The 17,933-nt window shown below is 67.9% G+C and carries 20 protein-coding genes; 5 read left to right on the forward strand and 15 right to left on the reverse strand.

Translation table 11 applies throughout. The features are described 5' to 3' along the window. Position 1: 1 nt before the first annotated feature. From hisB to AC0IZJ_RS23570, 9 genes are all read right to left on the reverse strand, one after another. Positions 2-604 (reverse strand): imidazoleglycerol-phosphate dehydratase HisB, encoded by a 603-nt coding sequence (gene hisB, locus AC0IZJ_RS23530; protein WP_471853997.1) that lies wholly within the window; start codon positions 602-604, stop codon positions 2-4. Next, the gene (hisC, locus tag AC0IZJ_RS23535) at positions 592-1,674 is read right to left on the reverse strand and encodes a histidinol-phosphate transaminase (RefSeq protein WP_471853998.1); all 1,083 of its coding nucleotides are present in this window, start codon (positions 1,672-1,674) and stop codon (positions 592-594) included. The genes hisB and hisC overlap by 13 nt, the downstream gene beginning before the upstream one ends. Continuing rightward, entirely contained in the window at positions 1,671-2,099 is a 429-nt protein-coding gene (locus tag AC0IZJ_RS23540; RefSeq protein WP_471853999.1) for a PIN domain-containing protein, read from the reverse strand. The genes hisC and AC0IZJ_RS23540 overlap by 4 nt, the downstream gene beginning before the upstream one ends. After that, positions 2,099-2,317 carry a CopG family transcriptional regulator gene (locus AC0IZJ_RS23545; protein ID WP_471854000.1) on the reverse strand — a complete coding sequence of 73 codons (219 nt, stop codon included), beginning with the start codon at positions 2,315-2,317 and terminating at the stop codon, positions 2,099-2,101. Before AC0IZJ_RS23545 ends, AC0IZJ_RS23540 begins: the two co-directional genes overlap by 1 nt. Positions 2,318-2,374: 57 nt before the next feature. Next, positions 2,375-3,679: a histidinol dehydrogenase gene (gene hisD, locus AC0IZJ_RS23550; RefSeq protein ID WP_471854001.1), complete on the reverse strand. Its 1,305-nt coding sequence runs from the start codon at positions 3,677-3,679 to the stop codon at positions 2,375-2,377. Continuing rightward, positions 3,676-4,347: an ATP phosphoribosyltransferase gene (gene hisG, locus AC0IZJ_RS23555; protein ID WP_471854003.1), complete on the reverse strand. Its 672-nt coding sequence runs from the start codon at positions 4,345-4,347 to the stop codon at positions 3,676-3,678. The genes hisD and hisG overlap by 4 nt, the downstream gene beginning before the upstream one ends. Continuing rightward, positions 4,344-4,586 (reverse strand): BolA family protein, encoded by a 243-nt coding sequence (locus AC0IZJ_RS23560; protein WP_471854004.1) that lies wholly within the window; start codon positions 4,584-4,586, stop codon positions 4,344-4,346. Before AC0IZJ_RS23560 ends, hisG begins: the two co-directional genes overlap by 4 nt. Before the next feature lie 148 nt (positions 4,587-4,734). Then, positions 4,735-5,568, reverse strand: coding sequence for an ABC transporter permease (locus AC0IZJ_RS23565; RefSeq protein WP_471854005.1), 834 nt, complete (start codon positions 5,566-5,568; stop codon positions 4,735-4,737). Next, positions 5,565-6,467 (reverse strand): ABC transporter ATP-binding protein, encoded by a 903-nt coding sequence (locus tag AC0IZJ_RS23570; RefSeq protein ID WP_471854045.1) that lies wholly within the window; start codon positions 6,465-6,467, stop codon positions 5,565-5,567. Before AC0IZJ_RS23570 ends, AC0IZJ_RS23565 begins: the two co-directional genes overlap by 4 nt. A gap of 78 nt (positions 6,468-6,545) precedes the next feature. Between AC0IZJ_RS23570 and AC0IZJ_RS23575 the strand changes: the two genes are divergently transcribed. From AC0IZJ_RS23575 to AC0IZJ_RS23585, 3 genes are all read left to right on the forward strand, one after another. Continuing rightward, positions 6,546-7,205, forward strand: a complete 660-nt coding sequence (locus AC0IZJ_RS23575) for a TetR/AcrR family transcriptional regulator (protein WP_471854006.1) — start codon at positions 6,546-6,548, stop codon at positions 7,203-7,205. Positions 7,206-7,236: 31 nt separating this feature from the next. Further along, positions 7,237-8,010 carry a hypothetical protein gene (locus AC0IZJ_RS23580; protein ID WP_471854007.1) on the forward strand — a complete coding sequence of 258 codons (774 nt, stop codon included), beginning with the start codon at positions 7,237-7,239 and terminating at the stop codon, positions 8,008-8,010. A 126-nt stretch (positions 8,011-8,136) separates the two neighbouring features. Beyond that, positions 8,137-8,472 (forward strand): hypothetical protein, encoded by a 336-nt coding sequence (locus tag AC0IZJ_RS23585; RefSeq protein ID WP_471854008.1) that lies wholly within the window; start codon positions 8,137-8,139, stop codon positions 8,470-8,472. Between the two features lie 56 nt (positions 8,473-8,528). On the opposite strand, the gene AC0IZJ_RS23590 is transcribed toward AC0IZJ_RS23585, so the two are convergent. Further along, entirely contained in the window at positions 8,529-9,944 is a 1,416-nt protein-coding gene (locus AC0IZJ_RS23590; RefSeq protein WP_471854009.1) for a wax ester/triacylglycerol synthase family O-acyltransferase, read from the reverse strand. Between the two features lie 120 nt (positions 9,945-10,064). Here AC0IZJ_RS23590 and AC0IZJ_RS23595 point away from each other — a divergent pair, with 120 nt between their 5' ends. Then, complete coding sequence (locus AC0IZJ_RS23595; RefSeq protein WP_471854010.1) at positions 10,065-10,316, forward strand: acyl-CoA-binding protein; 252 nt, start codon at positions 10,065-10,067, stop codon at positions 10,314-10,316. 29 nt (positions 10,317-10,345) lie between these two features. Here the strand turns inward: AC0IZJ_RS23595 and AC0IZJ_RS23600 are convergent, their stop codons facing one another. After that, positions 10,346-10,672: a polyhydroxyalkanoic acid system family protein gene (locus AC0IZJ_RS23600; RefSeq protein WP_471854011.1), complete on the reverse strand. Its 327-nt coding sequence runs from the start codon at positions 10,670-10,672 to the stop codon at positions 10,346-10,348. Between the two features lie 157 nt (positions 10,673-10,829). On the opposite strand from AC0IZJ_RS23600, the gene AC0IZJ_RS23605 reads away from it, so the two are divergent. Beyond that, a complete protein-coding gene (locus tag AC0IZJ_RS23605; RefSeq protein WP_471854012.1) occupies positions 10,830-11,597 on the forward strand; it encodes a tetratricopeptide repeat protein in 768 nt (255 codons plus the stop codon). A gap of 4 nt (positions 11,598-11,601) precedes the next feature. On the opposite strand, the gene AC0IZJ_RS23610 is transcribed toward AC0IZJ_RS23605, so the two are convergent. From AC0IZJ_RS23610 to AC0IZJ_RS23625, 4 genes are all read right to left on the reverse strand, one after another. Continuing rightward, entirely contained in the window at positions 11,602-12,159 is a 558-nt protein-coding gene (locus AC0IZJ_RS23610) for a GNAT family N-acetyltransferase (RefSeq protein WP_471854013.1), read from the reverse strand. Between the two features lie 36 nt (positions 12,160-12,195). After that, positions 12,196-14,790, reverse strand: coding sequence for an Ig-like domain-containing protein (locus tag AC0IZJ_RS23615; protein ID WP_471854014.1), 2,595 nt, complete (start codon positions 14,788-14,790; stop codon positions 12,196-12,198). A gap of 66 nt (positions 14,791-14,856) precedes the next feature. Then, entirely contained in the window at positions 14,857-15,894 is a 1,038-nt protein-coding gene (locus AC0IZJ_RS23620; protein WP_471854015.1) for an aminopeptidase, read from the reverse strand. Further along, entirely contained in the window at positions 15,891-17,888 is a 1,998-nt protein-coding gene (locus tag AC0IZJ_RS23625; RefSeq protein ID WP_471854017.1) for a molybdopterin-containing oxidoreductase family protein, read from the reverse strand. Before AC0IZJ_RS23625 ends, AC0IZJ_RS23620 begins: the two co-directional genes overlap by 4 nt. Between the last annotated feature and the right edge of the window lie 45 nt (positions 17,889-17,933).

Below are 17,933 nucleotides of genomic sequence, written 5' to 3' on the forward strand. Positions count from 1 at the left end.
GTCAGAGCGAGCCTTTGGTCGACGGGATCACGCCGGCCGAGCGCGGGTCCTGCGCCGCCGCCATGCGCAGCGCGCGGCCGAAGGCCTTGAACATGGTCTCGGCCTGGTGGTGGGCGTTGTGGCCCTTCAGGTTGTCGATGTGCACCGTGGCCAGCGCGTGGTTGACGAAACCCTGGAAGAACTCGAAGGTCAGCTGGGTGTCGAACGCACCGATGCTGCCGGCCGTGAACTTCACGTCCATGTGCAGGCCGGGGCGGCCGGAGAGGTCGATGACGACGCGCGACAGCGCTTCGTCCAGCGGCACATAGCTGTGGCCGTAGCGCGTCAGGCCGGCCTTGTCGCCCACGGCCTTGGCTACGGCCAGGCCCAGCGTGATGCCGACGTCTTCCACCGTGTGGTGGCCGTCGATGTGCAGGTCGCCCTCGCAATGCACGTCCAGGTCGATGAGGCCGTGGCGGGCGATCTGGTCCAGCATGTGGTCAAAGAAGCCGATGCCGGTCTGCAACTTGGACTGGCCCGTGCCGTCGAGGTTGATGCGCACCGTGATGCGCGTCTCGCGGGTGTTGCGGGTGACTTCGGCAATGCGGGGGGCTAGTTCAGACATGCTTCGAGCGCTTGGAGCAGCAGGGTGTTTTCGTCGGGCGTGCCGACGGTGAGGCGCACACAGTTCGCGAGCAACGGGTGCAGCGCCGAGACGTTCTTGATAAGCACGCCGCGCGCCTTGAGTGCCGCAAAGGTCGCGGCGGCGTCCTGCACCCTCGCCAGGATCATATTGCCCTGACTGGGCCAGGGCGTGATGCCCGGCATGGCCTGCAGCGCGGTGAAGAGCCGCTCGCGTTGCTGGCGCAGCTCGGTCGCCTGGGCGGCGTAGACGTCGGCGTGTTCGAGCGCAAACAAGGCCGCTTCGGCGTTCAGCACGCTGATGTTGTAGGGCGGGCGCAGCTTCTCGATCTGGTTCACCAGCTCGGCGGCGCCCAGCAGGTAGCCGATGCGCACGCCGGCCAGGCCGAACTTGCTCATGGTGCGCATGACCAGCACATTGGGCTGGCGGGCCATCAGCGCGAGGCTGTCGGCGCTGGCGAAGGGCTGGTAGGCCTCGTCCATGACGACCAGCCCGGGCGCCGCCTGGGCGATGCGCTCGATGGCGGCGGCGTCCCACAGTGTGGCGGTCGGGTTGTTCGGGTAGGCCAGATGGATCAGCGCGGGCTGGTGCTCCCGAATAGCGGCCAGCATGGCCGGCTCGTCCAGCTCGAAGTCGTCGGCGCGCAGCGGCACGCCGACGAACTCCAGCCGCTGCTGACGCGCCAGCGCCTCGTACATGACGAAGCCAGGCACTGGCGCGAGCACGGTGGCGCCGGGCTGGGCGACTGCGATGGTCAGCAGGCCGATGAGTTCGTCCGACCCATTGCCCAAGGTGACGCCGACGTCGTCGCCCACGCCTGCATGGCGGGCCAGGGCGCGCGCCAGCTCGGCGGTGCGCTCGGCCGGGTAGCGGTTCAGCGCGACAGCACCCAGGCGCTCGCCCAGCGCCTGCTGAAGTTCGGGCGGCAGGCGATAGGGGTTCTCCATTGCGTCCAGCTTGAGCAGGCCGTCGCTGGGCTGAACGACGTAGGCATGGGCCGCGCGCACGTCGGGGCGGATTTGAGCGAGGGCTTTCTCAAGAGGAGCGGTCATGGCGCAATGACGAGAGGGTTGAGAACCTGCACGCTGTCGAACTGGGTGTCGTGCGGCAGGGCCAGGCTGAGCAGGCGGGTGCAGCCCTGGGCCTTGGCGCTGGCGACGACAAGGGCGTCGGCGAAGGGCAGGCCGAAGCGGCTTTCCAGCGACCATGCGGCGTCGACCGTGGCCTGGTCCGTCGCCCATGGGCGCCAGTGCTGGTAGCGGCGCACCTCCGCGCGCGCATCGCCTTGCGGCATCGACGGATTCACACGTTGCGTGGCCAGCAGGTAGAAGTCGTTCAGCACCTGCACCGACACGCGGCCGGTGCGCGCGGCCCACAGCTCGCGCAGCCAGGCCAGCACCTGCTCGCGCTCGGCGGGGCGGGCGCCGTCTTCACTGAAGAGCAGCACGGAGGTGTCGACGAAGACGGGGGCGGGCATCAGGCGACGCTCCGGCCGGGATACGGTTGGCCGTCAGAAGACCAGCTGCGCTCGCGGTGCAGCCAGTCCTGCAGCGCACGCTCGTAGGCATCGTCGTGCTGCATCTTCTCGGCCAGCAGTTCGCCAAGCAGGCGCGAGACGCTGGTGTTGCGCCGCGCCGCCTCCAGCCGGGCCCATTCGGCGACGGCGTCGTCCATCGAAACGGTGACGTTCTTCATGAACCGGAGAGTACACGAAGTTCGTGTTGCACGAACTTCGTGTCATCGCAAGCGTGACTAGCGCAAGCGCAGTTCAGCGGCTCGGGCGTGGGCCTGCAAGCCCTCGCCATGGGCCAGCTCGGACGCGATGCGGCCGAGGCTCTGCGCACCCGCTTCGCTGACCTCGATGAGGCTGCTGCGCTTCTGGAAGTCGTAGACGCCCAATGGCGACGAGAAGCGCGCGGTGCTGGCGGTCGGAAGCACATGGTTGGGCCCGGCGCAGTAGTCGCCCAGCGACTCACTGGTGTAAGCACCCATGAAGATCGCGCCGGCATGGCGCAGCAACGGCTCCCAGCGCTGCGGGTCGGCGGCGCTGATCTCCAGATGCTCGGGGGCGATGGCGTTGCTGATTTCGCAGGCCTCCTCCATCGAGCGGGTCAGGATCAGTGCACCGCGCCCTTCCAGCGAGGCACGGATGACGGACTCGCGCGGCAGCGTCGGCAGCAGGCGTTCCATGCTGGCGCGCACGGCGTCGAGAAACGCGGCATCAGGGCTGAGCAGGAGGCTCTGCGCCAGCTCATCGTGCTCGGCCTGGCTGAACAGGTCCATCGCCACCCAGTCGGGCGGCGTCGTGCCGTCGGCAATGACGAGGATCTCGCTCGGGCCGGCAATCATGTCGATGCCGACCTGGCCGAACACATGCTTCTTGGCCGAGGCGACGTAGGCATTGCCGGGGCCGGTGATCTTGTCGACACGCGGGATGGTGGCCGTGCCATAGGCCAGCGCAGCCACGGCCTGGGCGCCGCCGACAGCAAACACGCGATGAACGCCGGCCACGGCGGCGGCAGCCAGCACCAGCGGGTTGCGCACGCCGTCCGGCGTGGGCACGACCATGATGATTTCCTGCACGCCGGCTACGTGAGCCGGGATGGCATTCATCAGCACGCTGCTCGGGTAGGCCGCCTTGCCACCGGGCACGTAAAGGCCCACGCGATCCAGCGGCGTGACCTTCTGGCCGAGCAGGTTGCCGTCTTCGTCGCGGTAGCTCCAGCTCAGGCCGCAGGCTTGCAGCTGACGCTCGTGATACGACCGCACGCGCCGGGCGGCGGCTTCGAGCGCGCTGCGTTGCGCGGGCGTGATGGAGGCCAGCGCGGCTTGCAGCTCGGCCTGGCCGATCTCCAGCGCGCTAACGCTGTCGACAGTCATGCGGTCGAAGCGCGCGGTGTAGTCGAGCACAGCGGCATCGCCCCGCTTTTGCACATCAGCCAGGATCTCGGCGACGCGCCCCTCGATGGCGGCATCCGTTTCGGCCGACCAATGGCGCAGGCGTTCGAACTCGGTGTCGAAGTCGGCAGCGGCGGTCGAGAGTTGGCGGAGCTTCATGGGCGAATGGCGGAGGCGAAGGCGTCGATGAGCGGGCGGAGCAGGTCACGCTTCAGCTTGAGCGCGGCCTGGTTGACGACGAGGCGGGACGAGATCTCCATGATGTGCTCCACCTCGACCAGCTTGTTCGCACGCAGCGTGCCGCCGGTGGAGACGAGGTCGACGATGGCCTCGGCCAGCCCCGTCAACGGGGCCAGCTCCATCGAACCGTAGAGCTTGATGAGGTCGACGTGCACGCCCTTGTCGGCGAAGTGCTGGCGGGCGATCTCGGTGTACTTGGTGGCCACGCGGATGCGCGAGCCCTGCTTGACGGCGGCGGCGTAGTCGAAGTCGGCACGCACGGCCACGCTCACGCGGCAGCGGGCAATGTTGAGGTCCAGCGGCTGATACAGGCCATGCGAGCCGCCTTGCGCCAGGGCCTGCTCATGCAGCACGTCACGTCCCGCCACACCGAGGTCGGCGCCGCCGTATTGCACATAGGTCGGCACATCGCTGGCGCGAACCATGACGATGCGCACGCCGTCGCGGTTGGTCGGCAGGATGAGCTTGCGCGAGGTCTCGGGGTCTTCCAGCACCTCGATGCCGGCGGCTCGCAGCAGCGGCAGCGTCTCTTCGAAAATGCGGCCCTTGGAGAGCGCCAGGGTCAAGCCACGATCAACGGCGCTCATTGGGCGCTCCATTCGTCGGGGCTGAGGGTCTTCATCGACAAGGCATGGATCTGCTCGCGCATGCGCTCGCCCAAGGCGGCGTAGACACGCTGGTGGCGCTTGATGCGGGTGAGCCCGCTGAACTCGTCCGACACGATGGTCGCGAAGAAATGGCGGCCGTCGCCCTCGACTTCGAGATGCGCGCAGGGCAGGCCTGCGGCGATGAAGTCGCGCACTTCTTGCGGGGTCGGGTCGGCCATGGATCGGTCCTCGGGGAAACCCAGGATTTTAAAGGCTCACCTCGCTGGCCTCCTTCGTGACTTACCAAGCGGCCACCGTGGAACCGGCTTGCCGGGCCACCAGTGGCGCCCCCTTGAGGGGGCCGGCGTGAGCCGGTAGGGGGTGGTCTCAGGATCTGATCTTGTAGCCGCTCTTCAGCAGCGATACAGCGAGCCCTGCCGCGACCGCGAAGCTGACGCCGACGACGCCCAAGCTGATCCACGGCGACACGTCGCTGACGCCGAAGAAGCCGCGCCGGAAGCCGTCGATCATGTAGAAGAACGGGTTCAGGTGGCTGATGCCCTGCCAGAAGCCAGGCAGCGAGTGCACCGAGTAGAAGACGCCGGACAGGAACGTCATCGGCATGATGATGAAGTTCTGGAAAGCGGCGAGCTGGTCGAACTTCTCGGCCCACAGGCCGGCGATCAGTCCGAGAGTGCCCATCAGGCCGGCGCCGAGCACGGTGAAGGCCAGCACCCACAGCAGGTTGTCCATCCCCGGCGGGGCGAACCACACCGTCACCAGCAACACACCCGCGCCCACCATCAGGCCGCGCACGACCGCCGCGCCGACGTAGGCCACGAACCAGGCCGCTGGCGACAGCGGCGTCAGCAGCAGGAAGACCAGGTTGCCGGTGATCTTGCTCTGGATGAGGCTGGACGAGCTGTTGGCGAACGCGTTCTGCAACACGCTCATCATCACCAGGCCGGGGATCAGGAACTGCGTGTAGCCCACCGTGTCGTAGACCTTCACATGGTCTTCCAGCGTATGGCCGAAGACGAGCAGGTACATGACCGCGGTCAGCACTGGCGCGCAGACGGTCTGGAAGGCGACCTTCCAGAAGCGCAGCACTTCCTTCTTGAACAGGGTGGACGCGCCGCTGAATGTGTGCACCCTTCGGCCTTCGGCCTGTCCCGCCAGGCGGGAGTGAGCTTGCTTGGGACGGCCCGGCGCGGCGCTCATGCGTGCTCTCCTTGCATGATTTCGAGGAAGACGTCTTCCAGGTCGGCGCGGCCGATCTCCAGGTCTTCGATGGGAACCCCCTGCCCTCGCAACTCGGCCAGCGTCGTCTCGACCTCGTGAGCGTCATGCGCCGTGACCTGCACGATGCGGCCCGTGACGCGCGCTCGCGCCGCGATATCCGCCGGCAGCGCCACATCGGTCTTGAAGCGCAGCATCGTCGACGCCGTACCGGCCAGCAATTGCGAGGTGCGGTCCAGCGCGACGATGCGGCCGGCCTTGAGCATGCCGATGCGCTGACACAGGGCCTCGGCCTCCTCGAGGTAGTGCGTGGTCAGCAGCACCGTGTGCCCCTCCTTGTTCAGCCGCGCGATGAACTGCCACAGCGTCTGACGCAACTCCACGTCGACACCGGCGGTGGGCTCGTCCAGCACGATCACCGGCGGGCGGTGCACCAGCGCCTGGGCCACCAGCACACGGCGCTTCATGCCGCCCGAAAGCTGGCGCATGTTGGCGTTGGCTTTGTCGGTGAGGCCGAGGTTGTGCAGCAGCTCGTCGATCCAGTCGTCGTTGCCGTGCACACCGAAATAGCCGCTCTGGATGCGCAGCGATTCGCGCACGCTGAAGAAGGGGTCGAACACCAGCTCCTGCGGCACCACGCCCAGCGCCTTGCGCGCGGCGGCGTAGTCGTCGACCACGTCATGGCCCATCACACGCACGCGGCCGTCGGTCGCCTTGGTCAGGCCGGCCAGCACGCTGATCAGCGTCGTCTTGCCCGCGCCGTTGGGGCCGAGCAGGCCGAAGAACTCGCCGGGCTGGATGTCGAAGCTGACCCCATCCAGTGCCTTCAGCTGCCCTCCCCGGTAGGTCTTCTTGACGTTCTCGAACGAGATGGCGGGCACGGCAGCGGAATTTGGCATGGGGCGCGATTCTAAAAGTCGGCCCTGTTTCGGTGCCGATCACTGCCAGAATGACCCGCGATGCCCACGCCCAAACGCCCCCGCCGTACCGCCGAACGCATCCTGGAGGTCACGCTGGACCTCTTCAACCGCTTCGGCGAGCCGAACGTGTCGACGACGCTGATCTCGGCCGAACTGAAGATCAGCCCGGGCAATCTCTACTACCACTACCCGGCCAAGGACGAGCTGATCAACGCGCTGTTCGGTCGCTACGAAGCCGAGCTGAACGAGTTGCTGGCGGCGGCCGACAACGTGCGCAATGTGGAGGACGCCTGGCTGTTCTTTCACATGCTGTTCGAGCTGATCTGGCGGCACCGATTCCTTTACCGCGACCTGAACGACCTGCTCTTCAAGAACCGCCGGCTCGAGACGCACTTCCAGGCCCTGCTCGCCGCCAAGGAGCTGGCCATGCGCCAGGTGCTGTCGGGCCTGCACCTGGGCGGCGCGCTGAAGATGGAGCTGCGCGAGGCCGCGCCGACAGCGAATGCGATGGTCGTCGTGGTGAGCTACTGGCTGAGCTACGAATACGTGCGCGACCCGCGCCACGCGCTGGAGCCCGACCGTGCCGGCGCGGCGCTGCTGCGCGGCGCCTTCCACGCTTTAAGCCTGCTGCTACCCTACCTTGAGCCTGCGTCCAAGGACCACCTCTACAAGCTCGCCGGCAACTACCAACAACCCTAGAGCGCAAGCACGCTCTCACAGGAGACAAGCGATGGCCAAGTGGACCGCCTTTCCCTACGACAACGCCGCCTTCGTGTACACGCCGGCCACGCTGAAGAAGCAGTGGGCCCGGCTGCATGCCGGCGACGCCGAGCCGTTCCCGAAGGACGCCGCTGTCGTGCAGGCCTGGATCCACTTCCACGCCGGCGACTTCCAGGCCGCGTATGACGCCGGCCTGGCCGCCGGTGGCGCCGGCATCACCGTCGCCAACAAGGCCCAGGGCATCTACGCCAACTACCTCGAGAAGAAGGAAAAGGTGAAGCTGGAAATGTTTCTGGAGATCGCCGAGCGCGCCGAGGCGCAGCAGGGCGCCGAGCCCAAGAACCCGAATGCCTGGTACTGGCAGGCCTACGCACTGGGGCGTTATGGCCAGGGCATCAGCATTGCCAAGGCGCTGGCGCAGGGCCTTGGCACCAAGGTCAAGGGCGCGCTGGAAACCACCATCCAGCTGGCACCCAAGCATGCCGACGCGCACATTGCCCTGGGCGCCTTCCACGCCGAAGTCATCGACAAGGTCGGCAAGCTGCTTGGCAGAACGCAAGGCGCCGACACGGCCACCGGACTGAAGATGTTCGAGCAGGCGCTCAAGCTCAACCCGACCAGCGCCATCGCGATGATCGAACGCGCCAACGGGCTGGTCATGCTCGAAGGCGACAAGCGCATGAGCGAGGCCGAGAAGCTGTATGCCGATGCGGCCGCCGGCGAGGCGCTGGATGCGATGGAACTGCTCGATGTGGAGCTGGCCAAAGAGGAACTTGAGGAGTAGTTCACGGTCGCCGACGCGGATCGTGAAGTTCGTCACGACTCGCCACCCGTGCTTCCGGGGGTGCGCACCAGCGCATGGCAACGTAAGCTCCGTTCCCATAACTTACCCACTCAGCGAGACAGCGCCATGAAGTTCCTGATCCCCGCCCTTGCCGCCGTGACCGCCTTTGCTGCCCAGGCCGCGAACAACACCACGCCCGAGCAGGCTGAGCTGAAGGCCGAATGCGCCAACAGCTACAGCGCCACCAGCAGCATCACGACGCCGGTCGCAGCCAACGAGTACCAGTTCGTCTACGCCAACGGCAAGTACAAGGGCGAAGCCAAGCCGGGCAAGCTGCTGGCCTGCACCTCGCAGCAGTACGCCGCCTACCTCGACAACAAGGCTGACCCGGCCAAGGTGATGACGGCCTACCCGACCGCCGCTGGCCGCCCGACCACCAAGAAGAAGGCCGACCGCTCCTGAGCCGGCCGGATCTTCAGCAACAGCCAAGGCGCTCTTCGGAGCGCCTTTGTTTTGGCTCAGGCTGCGTCGCGCGCCCACGGCATCATCAGAGACAGCAGCAGCAGCTTCTCGAACTCCGGCGCGAAGTTGGCAATGATGGCCTCGGGGTCGGGGCACAGCACAGCGTCGGTGATGAGACCGAACTGCACGCGGCCGGCGTAGGTCAGGATGGACAGGCCCATGCCGATGTCGCCGGACTGCGGAACCCAGAACATCACCTTCTCCACCGTCGAGCCGCAGAACTTCAGCGCCTCGGCCGGGCCCGGCACATTGGTCATCACCGCCGTCGCCTTCTTGGCGAAGAGGTTGAGCATGGCGTGCTGCACCGGCTTGATGAGCAGGCCCGCCACCGACAGCAGCCCGAAGGCCATCACCGGCTGGAAGCTGCCCTTCAACTCGCTCATGCGCGCCCGCACCGCGAACAGCCGCTCGACGGGATTGGCGATGCCGATCGGCAGCACCAGCGGCACCAGGCCGAAGCGGTTGCCGAGTTGCCAGGCATGCTCCAGCGGGCGCAGATTGACGGGCACCATCGCGCGGATCTCCTTGCCCGCCGGGTCATCGCCCTTGTCCGCCAGGTACTTGCCAATGGCGCCGGCCGCGCAGGCCAGCAGCACGTCGTTGATGGACGCGCCCAGCACCTTGCCGACGGCCTTGACCTCGTCCAGCGCAAGGCTGTCGTCCCAGGCCACCGTCTTCCTCGCGCCCGGCTTGCCCTTGAGGCGCGTGGGTGAATCGTCGGGCATCAGCGCGAAGGCGGCCACGTCGGACACCGCCTGGTAGCCCATGCGCGCCATCTCCAGTGACGAGTCCATCGGCGTGCCGCCGCTCATCGCCAGGTCCACACCCTTGGCAACACCCTTGCCCGTCAGGCCGATGGCCTTGAGGGTCATGCTTGTCATGGGCCGCAGGAAGGCGTCGAGCAGCCAGTCGGCCTCGCCTTGAGGCTCTTCCTTCGGCGCGCGCTGGGGCGGTGCCTTGCCATCGTCGGTGATGGACAACATCACCGCGATCAGCGCGATGCCGTCGGCGATGCAGTGGTGAATGCGGGCGATCAGCGCACTCGTGCCGTCGCCCATGTCCTCGATGAGCTGGAACTGCCACAGCGGGTGGGCGGGGTCCAGCGGCTCGGAGCACAGCTCGGCGACGCGCTCGCGCAGCACCTCGTCACGGCTCTGGCCGCGCAGCGGCAGCGGCTCCTCTTTGATGACGTGACGGGCGATGTCGAAGTCCTTGTCGGCCACCCACTGCGCGCCCAGCAGCGAGTCTTCAACCACCTTCTGCCGGAAGCGCGGGTACTGCAGCAGCCGCTCGGCCACGCGCTCGCGCAACTGGCCAAGGGCGATGCCGGGCCGGATGGACCAGACCCCGACGATCATCATCAGGTTGGCCTCGGTGTCCATGCGCAGCCAGGCGGTATCCACCTTGGACATGCGTTCGCTGCTGGGGCCCAAATCCGTCTCCTTGATGTTGTTCTCGGGCGTCCTAAACTCGCCAGCCCGGCGGTCGATTGTCATGAGAATCGACGCCCCTGATCAGCCTGGAGAACCCCCGTGAGCCTGAAAGACCAATTCGAAGCCGCCGTCGCCGAGTCGAAGAATCTGCCCGAGCGGCCCGACAACCAGACGCTGCTGAAGCTGTACGCGCTCTACAAGCAGGGCAGTACCGGCGATGCCGACGGCAAGCGCCCCGGCTTCACCGACATGGTCGGCCGCGCCAAGTGGGACGCGTGGAATGAACTCAAGGGCACCTCGGCCGACGACGCTCAACAGCAATACGTCGACCTGATCGAGTCCTTGAAGTAAACGCGCCGAAGGCGCTTGCAAGAACCGGCTCAGGCCGGTTTCTTTTTGGCCGGCGCCTTCTTCTTGCCGGCGGTGAGCAAGGCGTCCAGTTCCTTCTGCACCTCGCCTTCGATGGTCGACTTGAATGCGCCGAGCAGAAAGCCGAGTTGGGCGACGAGATCAAAGCTGCTGGCCGTGACGGTCAGCTCGCCCTTCACGCCGGAGCGCGTGAACTCGACGGTGTCCTCGTCGTCGCCCTCGTGCACGGTGCATGCCATGTCGAACTTCTCTTCGACCTTCTCGGCCCATTTCCAGGCGATTTCGCGTGCGCGCTGAAGGCCCAGGTCGTGGTCTCGGTGAATGCGGATTTCGGCCATGGCGGCTCTCCTTGGTGTGCTTCGCCGCACTCTAAGCGAACCCGAGTTCAGGCCTGTGATTAACAGGCCCTAACACCCTGACTGATCGTTTGCCCGGATACTCCGGCGCCGCAAGAGCCGGGCAACCAAGCCGCCAGCGCCGACCAGGGAGAACCCATTGCGACCCGTCGACTCCGACCCGCACAGCCTTGACCCACTCTCCGAGGGTCTGGCTTACCTGCGCTCGGCCGAGCCCGACCATGAGCAGGCGGTGTACTGGTTCCGCGTCGCGGCGGACGCGGGCAGCGCCGAGGGGCTGGCGATGTTCGCGTGGTGCCAGCTTGAAGGCCTGGGCCTGCCACGCGACCCCGAGCAGGCCCGCCGGCACCTGGAGCGCGCCTCGAGCGGAGGCAGCCTCACTGCCAAGTTCAACCTCGGTCGCATGCTCGTCGCCGGCTGGGGCGGTGCGGCCGACGCGGCGCGCGGCGTGGCTCTCTACACCGTTGCAGCGGCCCAGGGCCATGCGGACGCCACCTTCAACCTCGCCAGCTGCCTGGACGCCGGCTGGGGCTGCCAGGCCGACCGCCTCGCCGCCAAGGCCCTGTTCCTGCGCGCCCGCGCCTTGGGCAGCACGCTGCGGGCCCCCGGCCTGCGCGTGCGCCAGCGCGAGCTCGACGCGGTGCGCAACCTGGCCCGCCGCTTCGCGCACGGCGGCGACCTCGCCCACCTCATCGAGGAGCGCCAGCACGAGATCGCGCTGATCCACGAACTGGTGCACCACCCCCGCCGCAAACCGCGGCTCAGCCGCCGCCAGCGCGGCTGGCTGGCGAGCGCGGTCAGCGTCACAGCGACCGTGGCGGGATTGGCCGGGGCGGTGGCGGGGTTCTTTGGGTGGCGCGGGAGGCAGGCGCTGACGCATGACGCCGGCCCCACGTCCATCCGCTGACCGGTCATTTCGGAGAAGACGGCTGACTTCCCTGTGGTCGCACCATCGGCTGCCTCGGATGCAGCCTCGCCATCGTCACCACATCCTCATAGACGCCATTGCGCAACGCATACGCCTTGAGCCGCCCCTCGTGCTGAAAGCCATGCCGCTCGTACAGCCGGATCGCCCGCGCGTTGTCGTGATAGACCGTCAGCTCGATACGCAGCACCTGCGCCCAGTTGTCGGCGTAGTCCAGCAGGCCCGCCATCAACGCCTGGCCGACGCCCTGCCCTTGTGAAGCCTTGGCGACCGTGACGCCCAGGCCCATCGCATGGCGGCGGCGAACCGACGGGCCGACCGGGTGCAGGCCGGCCAGGCCCACGGGCTTGTCGTCGATCACTGCCGCCAGCACCAGCTCGTTGGAGCCTGCAGCTGGCGGGTTCATGCCGGCGATGCGCTGAGTCCATATCTCTTCGCTCGCGAAGGGCAGTTGCAGCGTGCCGCCGAAGACGTCGGGGTCGGCGAACTGTTCGGCGATAGCAGCAGCGTCAGCGGCTTTGACGCGGCGAAGGGTCAGTGTCATCGATGCTTCCTTTTACGGTGGCTCAGGCCTGGGCTTTCATCGGATCGACGCAGAGCTCAGCGCCCTGACGACAGCGCGCAGCGGGCGACTCGTCGGCCTGGACGCGGCAGCGCGGGCTCCGGCCGGCGCATCCAGCGGCCAGGCGCCCTGGAAGGCCCGCCCGGACAGGAACTGCCCCGCCTGGACGAGGTCCAGCCGCCCGTCGTTGTTCAGGTCGAGCAGGGCCAGCGGGCGGACCTGATAGCCAAAGTACCCGTAGCCTGATTCAAACAGCCGCTCCGGCTCGAAAGTGCCATCGCTGCGCTGCAGGTAGACGCCCGTCGAGCGCGTCGTGTCATGGGCCAGGATCACGTCCACGCGGCCGTCGCCTTGGATGTCACCCAGCAGCAACGCCGTCGCATTGAAGTCGGCGTCGAGACGCTGCGGCGGCGCAAAGCCGCCTGCCACCGTGCTGGCCAATATCCACAGTTCGCTCTGGGTGGCGAATGGGGATGTCGGCACTTCGACGGAGATCAGCACCGACCCGCGCCCGCTTGCGCCCAGCTGCCCGGCCGCCAGGCCCTTGGGAGTGCCGGTCGGCAGCGGCAGCGTCTGCACAGGCCCGAACCCGCTGTCGGTGTGCAGCGCCCAGGCCAGTTCATAGCTGACGTTGTCGGCCGCAACTTGAATCCACACCATGTCCGTGCGTGAATCGGCATCGAGGTCGACCGGCCGCCAATCGAAAATGCCTGCCCCGGTCGCCACCAGCGGCGTTGACTGCCAACTGCCGTCGGAACGGCGGCGCATCTGTTGAAATCCCTGGCCGGGAATCTGCACCGCGATGCCTGCCTGACCCGCGTTCAGTTCAGTCGCGGCACGGACTCCGAACAAGTCCGTCGGGGGCGACTCGCGCGTGAAGCTGCCGTCGGCCGCCTGACGCAGTACGGCGACGGGGGCCAAAGGCGAGCAGCCGACGCGCATGACGATGTCGGCGCGCCCATCACCGTCCACGTCGGCCACCGTCAGGCTGTCGAAGCCGCAGCCGGTGCCGGTGTAGAGCCGCTTGATGCTGCCGTAGCTGCCGTCTGCCTGCTGGAACCGCACACCCACGATGTTGTCACCGCCCGCGATCGGGCCCACAAAAGCCAGGTCGATCCGGCCATCGCCGTCGATGTCGGCGGCAACGACCGACTCGACCGACACATCCGTCGCCCACGCCTGCGGGCGTCCCAGAGGCCCGGGGTCTGTGCGGAACACGATGCCGGTGCTGGTCATGGGGTTGCCGGCCGCATCGCTCAACGCCGTGGCCACCACGGCAACGTACTCCTTGTTGGATCTCAAGGGGGTGGCCATGACGGCCACCACGCTGTTGCCCTGAAGCGTCGCGGGCAGCATCTGCGCAGCGTCGCTGGCCAGCGGCTTGATGCTGACCTGGAGCGCCACGCCGGGCGGCACGATCACTGGCTCGTCGAATGTGAAGGTCAGCGTGCCCGTGATCGGCGCCTCCTGCGCCCCATTCGCTGGCGTTGTGGAAAGCAGATGCGGCTGCGTCGAATCGATGCGAAAGCTGCTGAGGAGGGTCGGTGCGGCGTTTCCTGCCCAGTCGGTGACCTGGCCACCGTTGCGCAGCTCGTACTGGCCGTCGGGAAGCAGCGTGCTCGTTGAGGAGATCCTCAGGGTCTTGCCGCCATCGCTGAGCTGCAGCGGCTTCATCGTCACCGGGCTGCCATCGCGCAGCACCACGAGGCCGGCAGTTCCTCCCAGCGACAGCGGATCGATGGGTTCGCTGAACTGCAGCTGGGCCTCGATCACGCCCTGGCTGCTGGCACCGCTGGCGGGCAGCGACTGCAGCACCGCCGGCGCGGTGGTGTCGCTGTGACGCGACCCGACGCCATACGCCACCAGATCGTTGATCTGGACGATGGCAGCGCCGCCGTCGATCCTGGTGCTGGACGAACTGCGCACGGAGCCGATGCCGGGCACGAACCACTCGTCGATGGTTACGCTGGCCGTGCCGCTCCTCGAGCCGCCGGCCAACCTCACCGTCGACAGGAGCGTCGTGCGCACCCGCGAAGCGCCGGTGAATGCCGCAAGCTCGGTCGTGATGGACTCGATCCCGACAAAGAGGCTCTCGACGCGAAAGTCCACCGAGTCCGCGCGCGCGTCACCGCCGACATCCACCGACAACGTCTTGTCGAACAGCACGACGGTCTGCCCTTGAGGGATGCCGAAGCGGACCACTTCGACCGGGCCGGCCGCCTTCGAGAGGGCGTCGCTGTCAGGCCCGGGCACGGACGCGACGCCGGTGGCACTGCGCATCAGGTAGTCGTCGGTCTGGACGTCATCGGGGGCACCCGCTCCGCTGCGCAAGACGAGGGCGCCGCCTGCGGCAGCGACCGCCTCGCCTATCCGCTCATGCCGCACCGTGCCTGCCGGGTCCGATGCCGTGTGCCAGGTGCGGCGGTCGCCGGAGTTCAACGGGTAGATGTCCGAACCGAGCGTCAACACGGCCGGGCTGCCGCCACCCTCAGTGGACCCGCCCCCGGTGGCGCCACCGCCACCACCGCCACAGCCTGCCAGCAGAAGGCAGATCGCCATGCCCATCGCCGCGCCTGCGCGCGCGACACCTCGTGCGGCCTGAATGGCTTGCATCGTTGTTTTCCTCGCTCCCTGGAGGCCTCGACGGGCCGGGGCGTTTTATAACAGCGGTTCCAGCGATCAGCGGGAGGTGTGCGCTTCGTCCACCGGCGCCGCCAATGCCACCCGCCGCTCGGGCCTCGGCAGTGCGGCGAGGCGCTCGACGGCTGCGTGGAAGCGCGGCCATTCCCGCCCCTCGCGCTCGAACAGGCGCTCGAAGGCGGGCACGAGGTCGCTGTAGGCCGACAGGATGGCGAAATTGGCGTTGTTGGCACGCTGGAACCAGGCCTCGTAGCCGGGCGCCTCGCGCGGGGCGCGTTCGCGCAGCTCGGCCATGACGGCGGCCTTGGCGTCGCGGCGGGCTTCCGTCGGGCCGTCGTAGACCGCCTGCAGCCGCTCACGCCCTTCGCGGGCGAGCTTGAGGAAGGCCGCGCGGCGCGCCCGGCCGGCCTCGAAGGCGGCGAGCGCCTCGGGCTTGTCCGCCAGCCACTGGCGTGCGCCGATCAGCTCGACGGCGCTGGCATAGGCCTCGTTGAAGCCGGTGTCGTCGCTGGCGTAGACGCGCTGGTGGGCCAGCTCGTGGAAGATCATCGCCGCCAGCTCGCCCTCGGCGTAGCGGATGAAGGTGTTGAGCAGCGGGTCGCCGCCCAGCATGCGGCTCCAGCCCAGCGTGGAGTAGGCGGGAATAGCCTGCACCTGCGCCTCCCAGCCCTCGGCCCTCAGCGCGTCGGCACGGGCCTTGGCCTCGTCGAGGTTGAACCAGCCCTGGTAGCCGGCGCAGCCCATGATCGGGTAGCACCAGGTCTTGAGCACAAAGCCGAACTCGGGCGCGGCGATGACGTTGTAGACGGCGGCGCTGCGCTTCAGGTCGGCGTAGCGGCGGTAGCTGTTGTTCTCGGGCAGGGCCAGCTGACTGCTGGCGAAGTCGCGCATCTGCTGCGACAGGCGCAGGCGCTCGGCGAGCTCGGGCTTGGTGGCCGGGTCGGCAAGCCAGTCCTGCACCGGCCTGGCGGCACGCACGATGCCGAAGTGGCCGCCGGCGGCCTGCGTCCAGTGGCCGACGGCGCTGCAGCCGGACAGAGCCAGCAGCGATGCCGACAGCAACAGCCGACGGATCAAGCCGACTCCACCTCGACCAGGCAATCGTAGAACGTCGGCGCGTTGCCCATGTCGGTCAGGCGCTGGTTCGTCACCTCGTTGACATTGGTGCCCTGCGCGCCGAGCTTGCGCCACCACACGCCCAGGCCGTTGACCACGCCGGGCCGGGCACGCTGGCTGACCTTGAGCCGGGCAACGTAGCGACCGCGGTCGTTGAAGGCGGAGACCAGCGCGCCATCGGCCAGGCCACGCGAGGCGGCGTCGTCGGCGTGCATCTCGATGAGCGGCTCGCCCTCGATGTCGCGCAGGCTCTTCACGTTCACAAAACTGCTGTTCAGGAAGTTGCGCGCGGGCGGCGAGATCATGGCCAGCGGGTAGCGGGCGGCCAGTTCGGGCGAACTCTGCGAGCTCTCGTAGTTGGGCACGAAGTCAGCGCCCGCGGCCTGGGCGCGGCCGTTGGACGTGCGAAAGCCGCCTTCGGCAAACGGCGCCTCGGGGATGGGCAGCGGCAGCCAGCCCCGTTCGCGCAGCAGCGCCATGTCGATGTCGGCCGTGAACGCCTGGTCGGCAAGCTGCTCGTCGCTGTCGCTAAAAGCTTGGTCGGTCAGGCCCATCGCCGCGGCCAGCTCGCGGAAGATCTGCGTGTTGCTCTTGGCCTCGCCCAGCGGCGCCACGGCCGGCTGGTTCATCAGCACGTCGGTGTGGCCGTAGGACGTGTGCACGTCCAGGTGCTCCAGCTGCGTGGTGGCCGGCAGCACGTAGTCGGCCAGGTCGGCCGTGTCGGTCATGAAGTGCTCGAGCACGACGGTGAACAGGTCCTCGCGCCGGAAGCCGGCGACGACCTTGGGCGACTCGGGCGCCACGGCAACGGGGTTGCTGTTGTAGACGATGAGGGCTTCGATGGGCGGGTCGGCCTGCAGCAGGGCGTCGCCGATGGTGCTCATGTTGACCATGCGCGGCTGGCGGCCGGCCAGCAGGTCAAGGCGCTCCAGATTCGCGTTCTTGAAGGGCGCGTTCCAGCCCGAGGCTGACAGCAGCACGCCGCCGCTCTGATGCCGCCAGGCGCCGGTCAGGCAGGGCAGTAGCGCGATCAGGCGCACCGCATTGCCGCCGCCGCGGACGCGCTGCAGGCCGTAGTTCATGCGGATGGCTGCGGGTTTGATGGTGGCGTAGTCGCGCGCCAGGCCGCGCACCTCATCGGCGCTGATGCCGCAGGTGGCGGCGACGCGCTCGGGCGGCCAGGCCAGCGCCTTCTCGCGCAGCTCGTCCCAGCCGTCGACGTAGTTGTCGATGTAGTCGCGGTCCAGCCAGTCGTTGGCGATCAGCTCGTGCATCAGCCCGAGTGCCAGCGCGCCATCCGTGCCGGGCAGCACGGCAATGTGCTGGTGGCACTTGTCCGCGGTCTCGGTCTTGCGCGGGTCGATGCAGATCAGCTTGGCGCCCTCGCGCTTCGCCTGGTTGGCATAGGTCCAGAAGTGCAGGTTGGACGCGATGCTGTTGCTGCCCCAGATGACGATCAACTTCGCGCCCGCGAAGTGCCGCGTGTGCATGCCCAGCTTGTGGCCGTAGGTGGCGGCCAGGCCGGCGCCACCGGCGGAGGCGCAGATGGTGCGGTCCAGCCGCGCGGCGCCGAGTGCGTTCCACAGGCGCCCGGCCATGGCCTCGCCCTGGATCAGGCCCATGGTGCCGGCATAGCTGTAGGGCTGAATGGTCTGCGGGTCCTTGATGGCCTTGAGCCTTGCGGCGATGTCGGCGATGGCCTCGGCCCACGGCACCTGCACGAAGGCCGGCGCCTCGGTCTTCTTGCTGACGCGCTTGAGCGGGTGCAGCAGGCGCTCGGCGTGATACGTCCGCTCGGGGTAGCGCGAGACCTTGGTGCAGAGCGCGCCGTGGGTGTTGGGGTGGTCGGCGCGGCCCTGGACCTTGATGACGCGTTCGTTCTCGACGGTGACCTGCATGGCGCAGGTGTCAGGGCAGTCGTGAGGGCAGGCGCCGTGGACGGTACGGGTGGTCATGGCTGTCGCAGTTCAAGCAGAACCGCGATTGTCGCCACCCGCACC

The organism is Roseateles sp. AC306, from assembly GCF_979253795.1.

Bases quoted from the DNA above. Each gene is read 5' to 3' on its own strand.
- AC0IZJ_RS23615 (WP_471854014.1), bottom strand. From the start codon at position 14,790: ATGCAAGCCATTCAGGCCGCACGAGGTGTCGCGCGCGCAGGCGCGGCG.
- hisD (WP_471854001.1), bottom strand. From the start codon at position 3,679: ATGAAGCTCCGCCAACTCTCGACCGCCGCTGCCGACTTCGACACCGAG.
- AC0IZJ_RS23545 (WP_471854000.1), bottom strand. From the start codon at position 2,317: ATGAAGAACGTCACCGTTTCGATGGACGACGCCGTCGCCGAATGGGCC.
- hisG (WP_471854003.1), bottom strand. From the start codon at position 4,347: ATGAGCGCCGTTGATCGTGGCTTGACCCTGGCGCTCTCCAAGGGCCGC.
- AC0IZJ_RS23625 (WP_471854017.1), bottom strand. From the start codon at position 17,888: ATGACCACCCGTACCGTCCACGGCGCCTGCCCTCACGACTGCCCTGAC.
- AC0IZJ_RS23580 (WP_471854007.1), top strand. From the start codon at position 7,237: ATGGCCAAGTGGACCGCCTTTCCCTACGACAACGCCGCCTTCGTGTAC.
- AC0IZJ_RS23565 (WP_471854005.1), bottom strand. From the start codon at position 5,568: ATGAGCGCCGCGCCGGGCCGTCCCAAGCAAGCTCACTCCCGCCTGGCG.
- AC0IZJ_RS23600 (WP_471854011.1), bottom strand. From the start codon at position 10,672: ATGGCCGAAATCCGCATTCACCGAGACCACGACCTGGGCCTTCAGCGC.
- AC0IZJ_RS23575 (WP_471854006.1), top strand. From the start codon at position 6,546: ATGCCCACGCCCAAACGCCCCCGCCGTACCGCCGAACGCATCCTGGAG.
- AC0IZJ_RS23590 (WP_471854009.1), bottom strand. From the start codon at position 9,944: ATGTCCAAGGTGGATACCGCCTGGCTGCGCATGGACACCGAGGCCAAC.
- hisC (WP_471853998.1), bottom strand. From the start codon at position 1,674: ATGACCGCTCCTCTTGAGAAAGCCCTCGCTCAAATCCGCCCCGACGTG.
- AC0IZJ_RS23585 (WP_471854008.1), top strand. From the start codon at position 8,137: ATGAAGTTCCTGATCCCCGCCCTTGCCGCCGTGACCGCCTTTGCTGCC.
- AC0IZJ_RS23560 (WP_471854004.1), bottom strand. From the start codon at position 4,586: ATGGCCGACCCGACCCCGCAAGAAGTGCGCGACTTCATCGCCGCAGGC.
- AC0IZJ_RS23610 (WP_471854013.1), bottom strand. From the start codon at position 12,159: ATGACACTGACCCTTCGCCGCGTCAAAGCCGCTGACGCTGCTGCTATC.
- hisB (WP_471853997.1), bottom strand. From the start codon at position 604: ATGTCTGAACTAGCCCCCCGCATTGCCGAAGTCACCCGCAACACCCGC.
- AC0IZJ_RS23540 (WP_471853999.1), bottom strand. From the start codon at position 2,099: ATGCCCGCCCCCGTCTTCGTCGACACCTCCGTGCTGCTCTTCAGTGAA.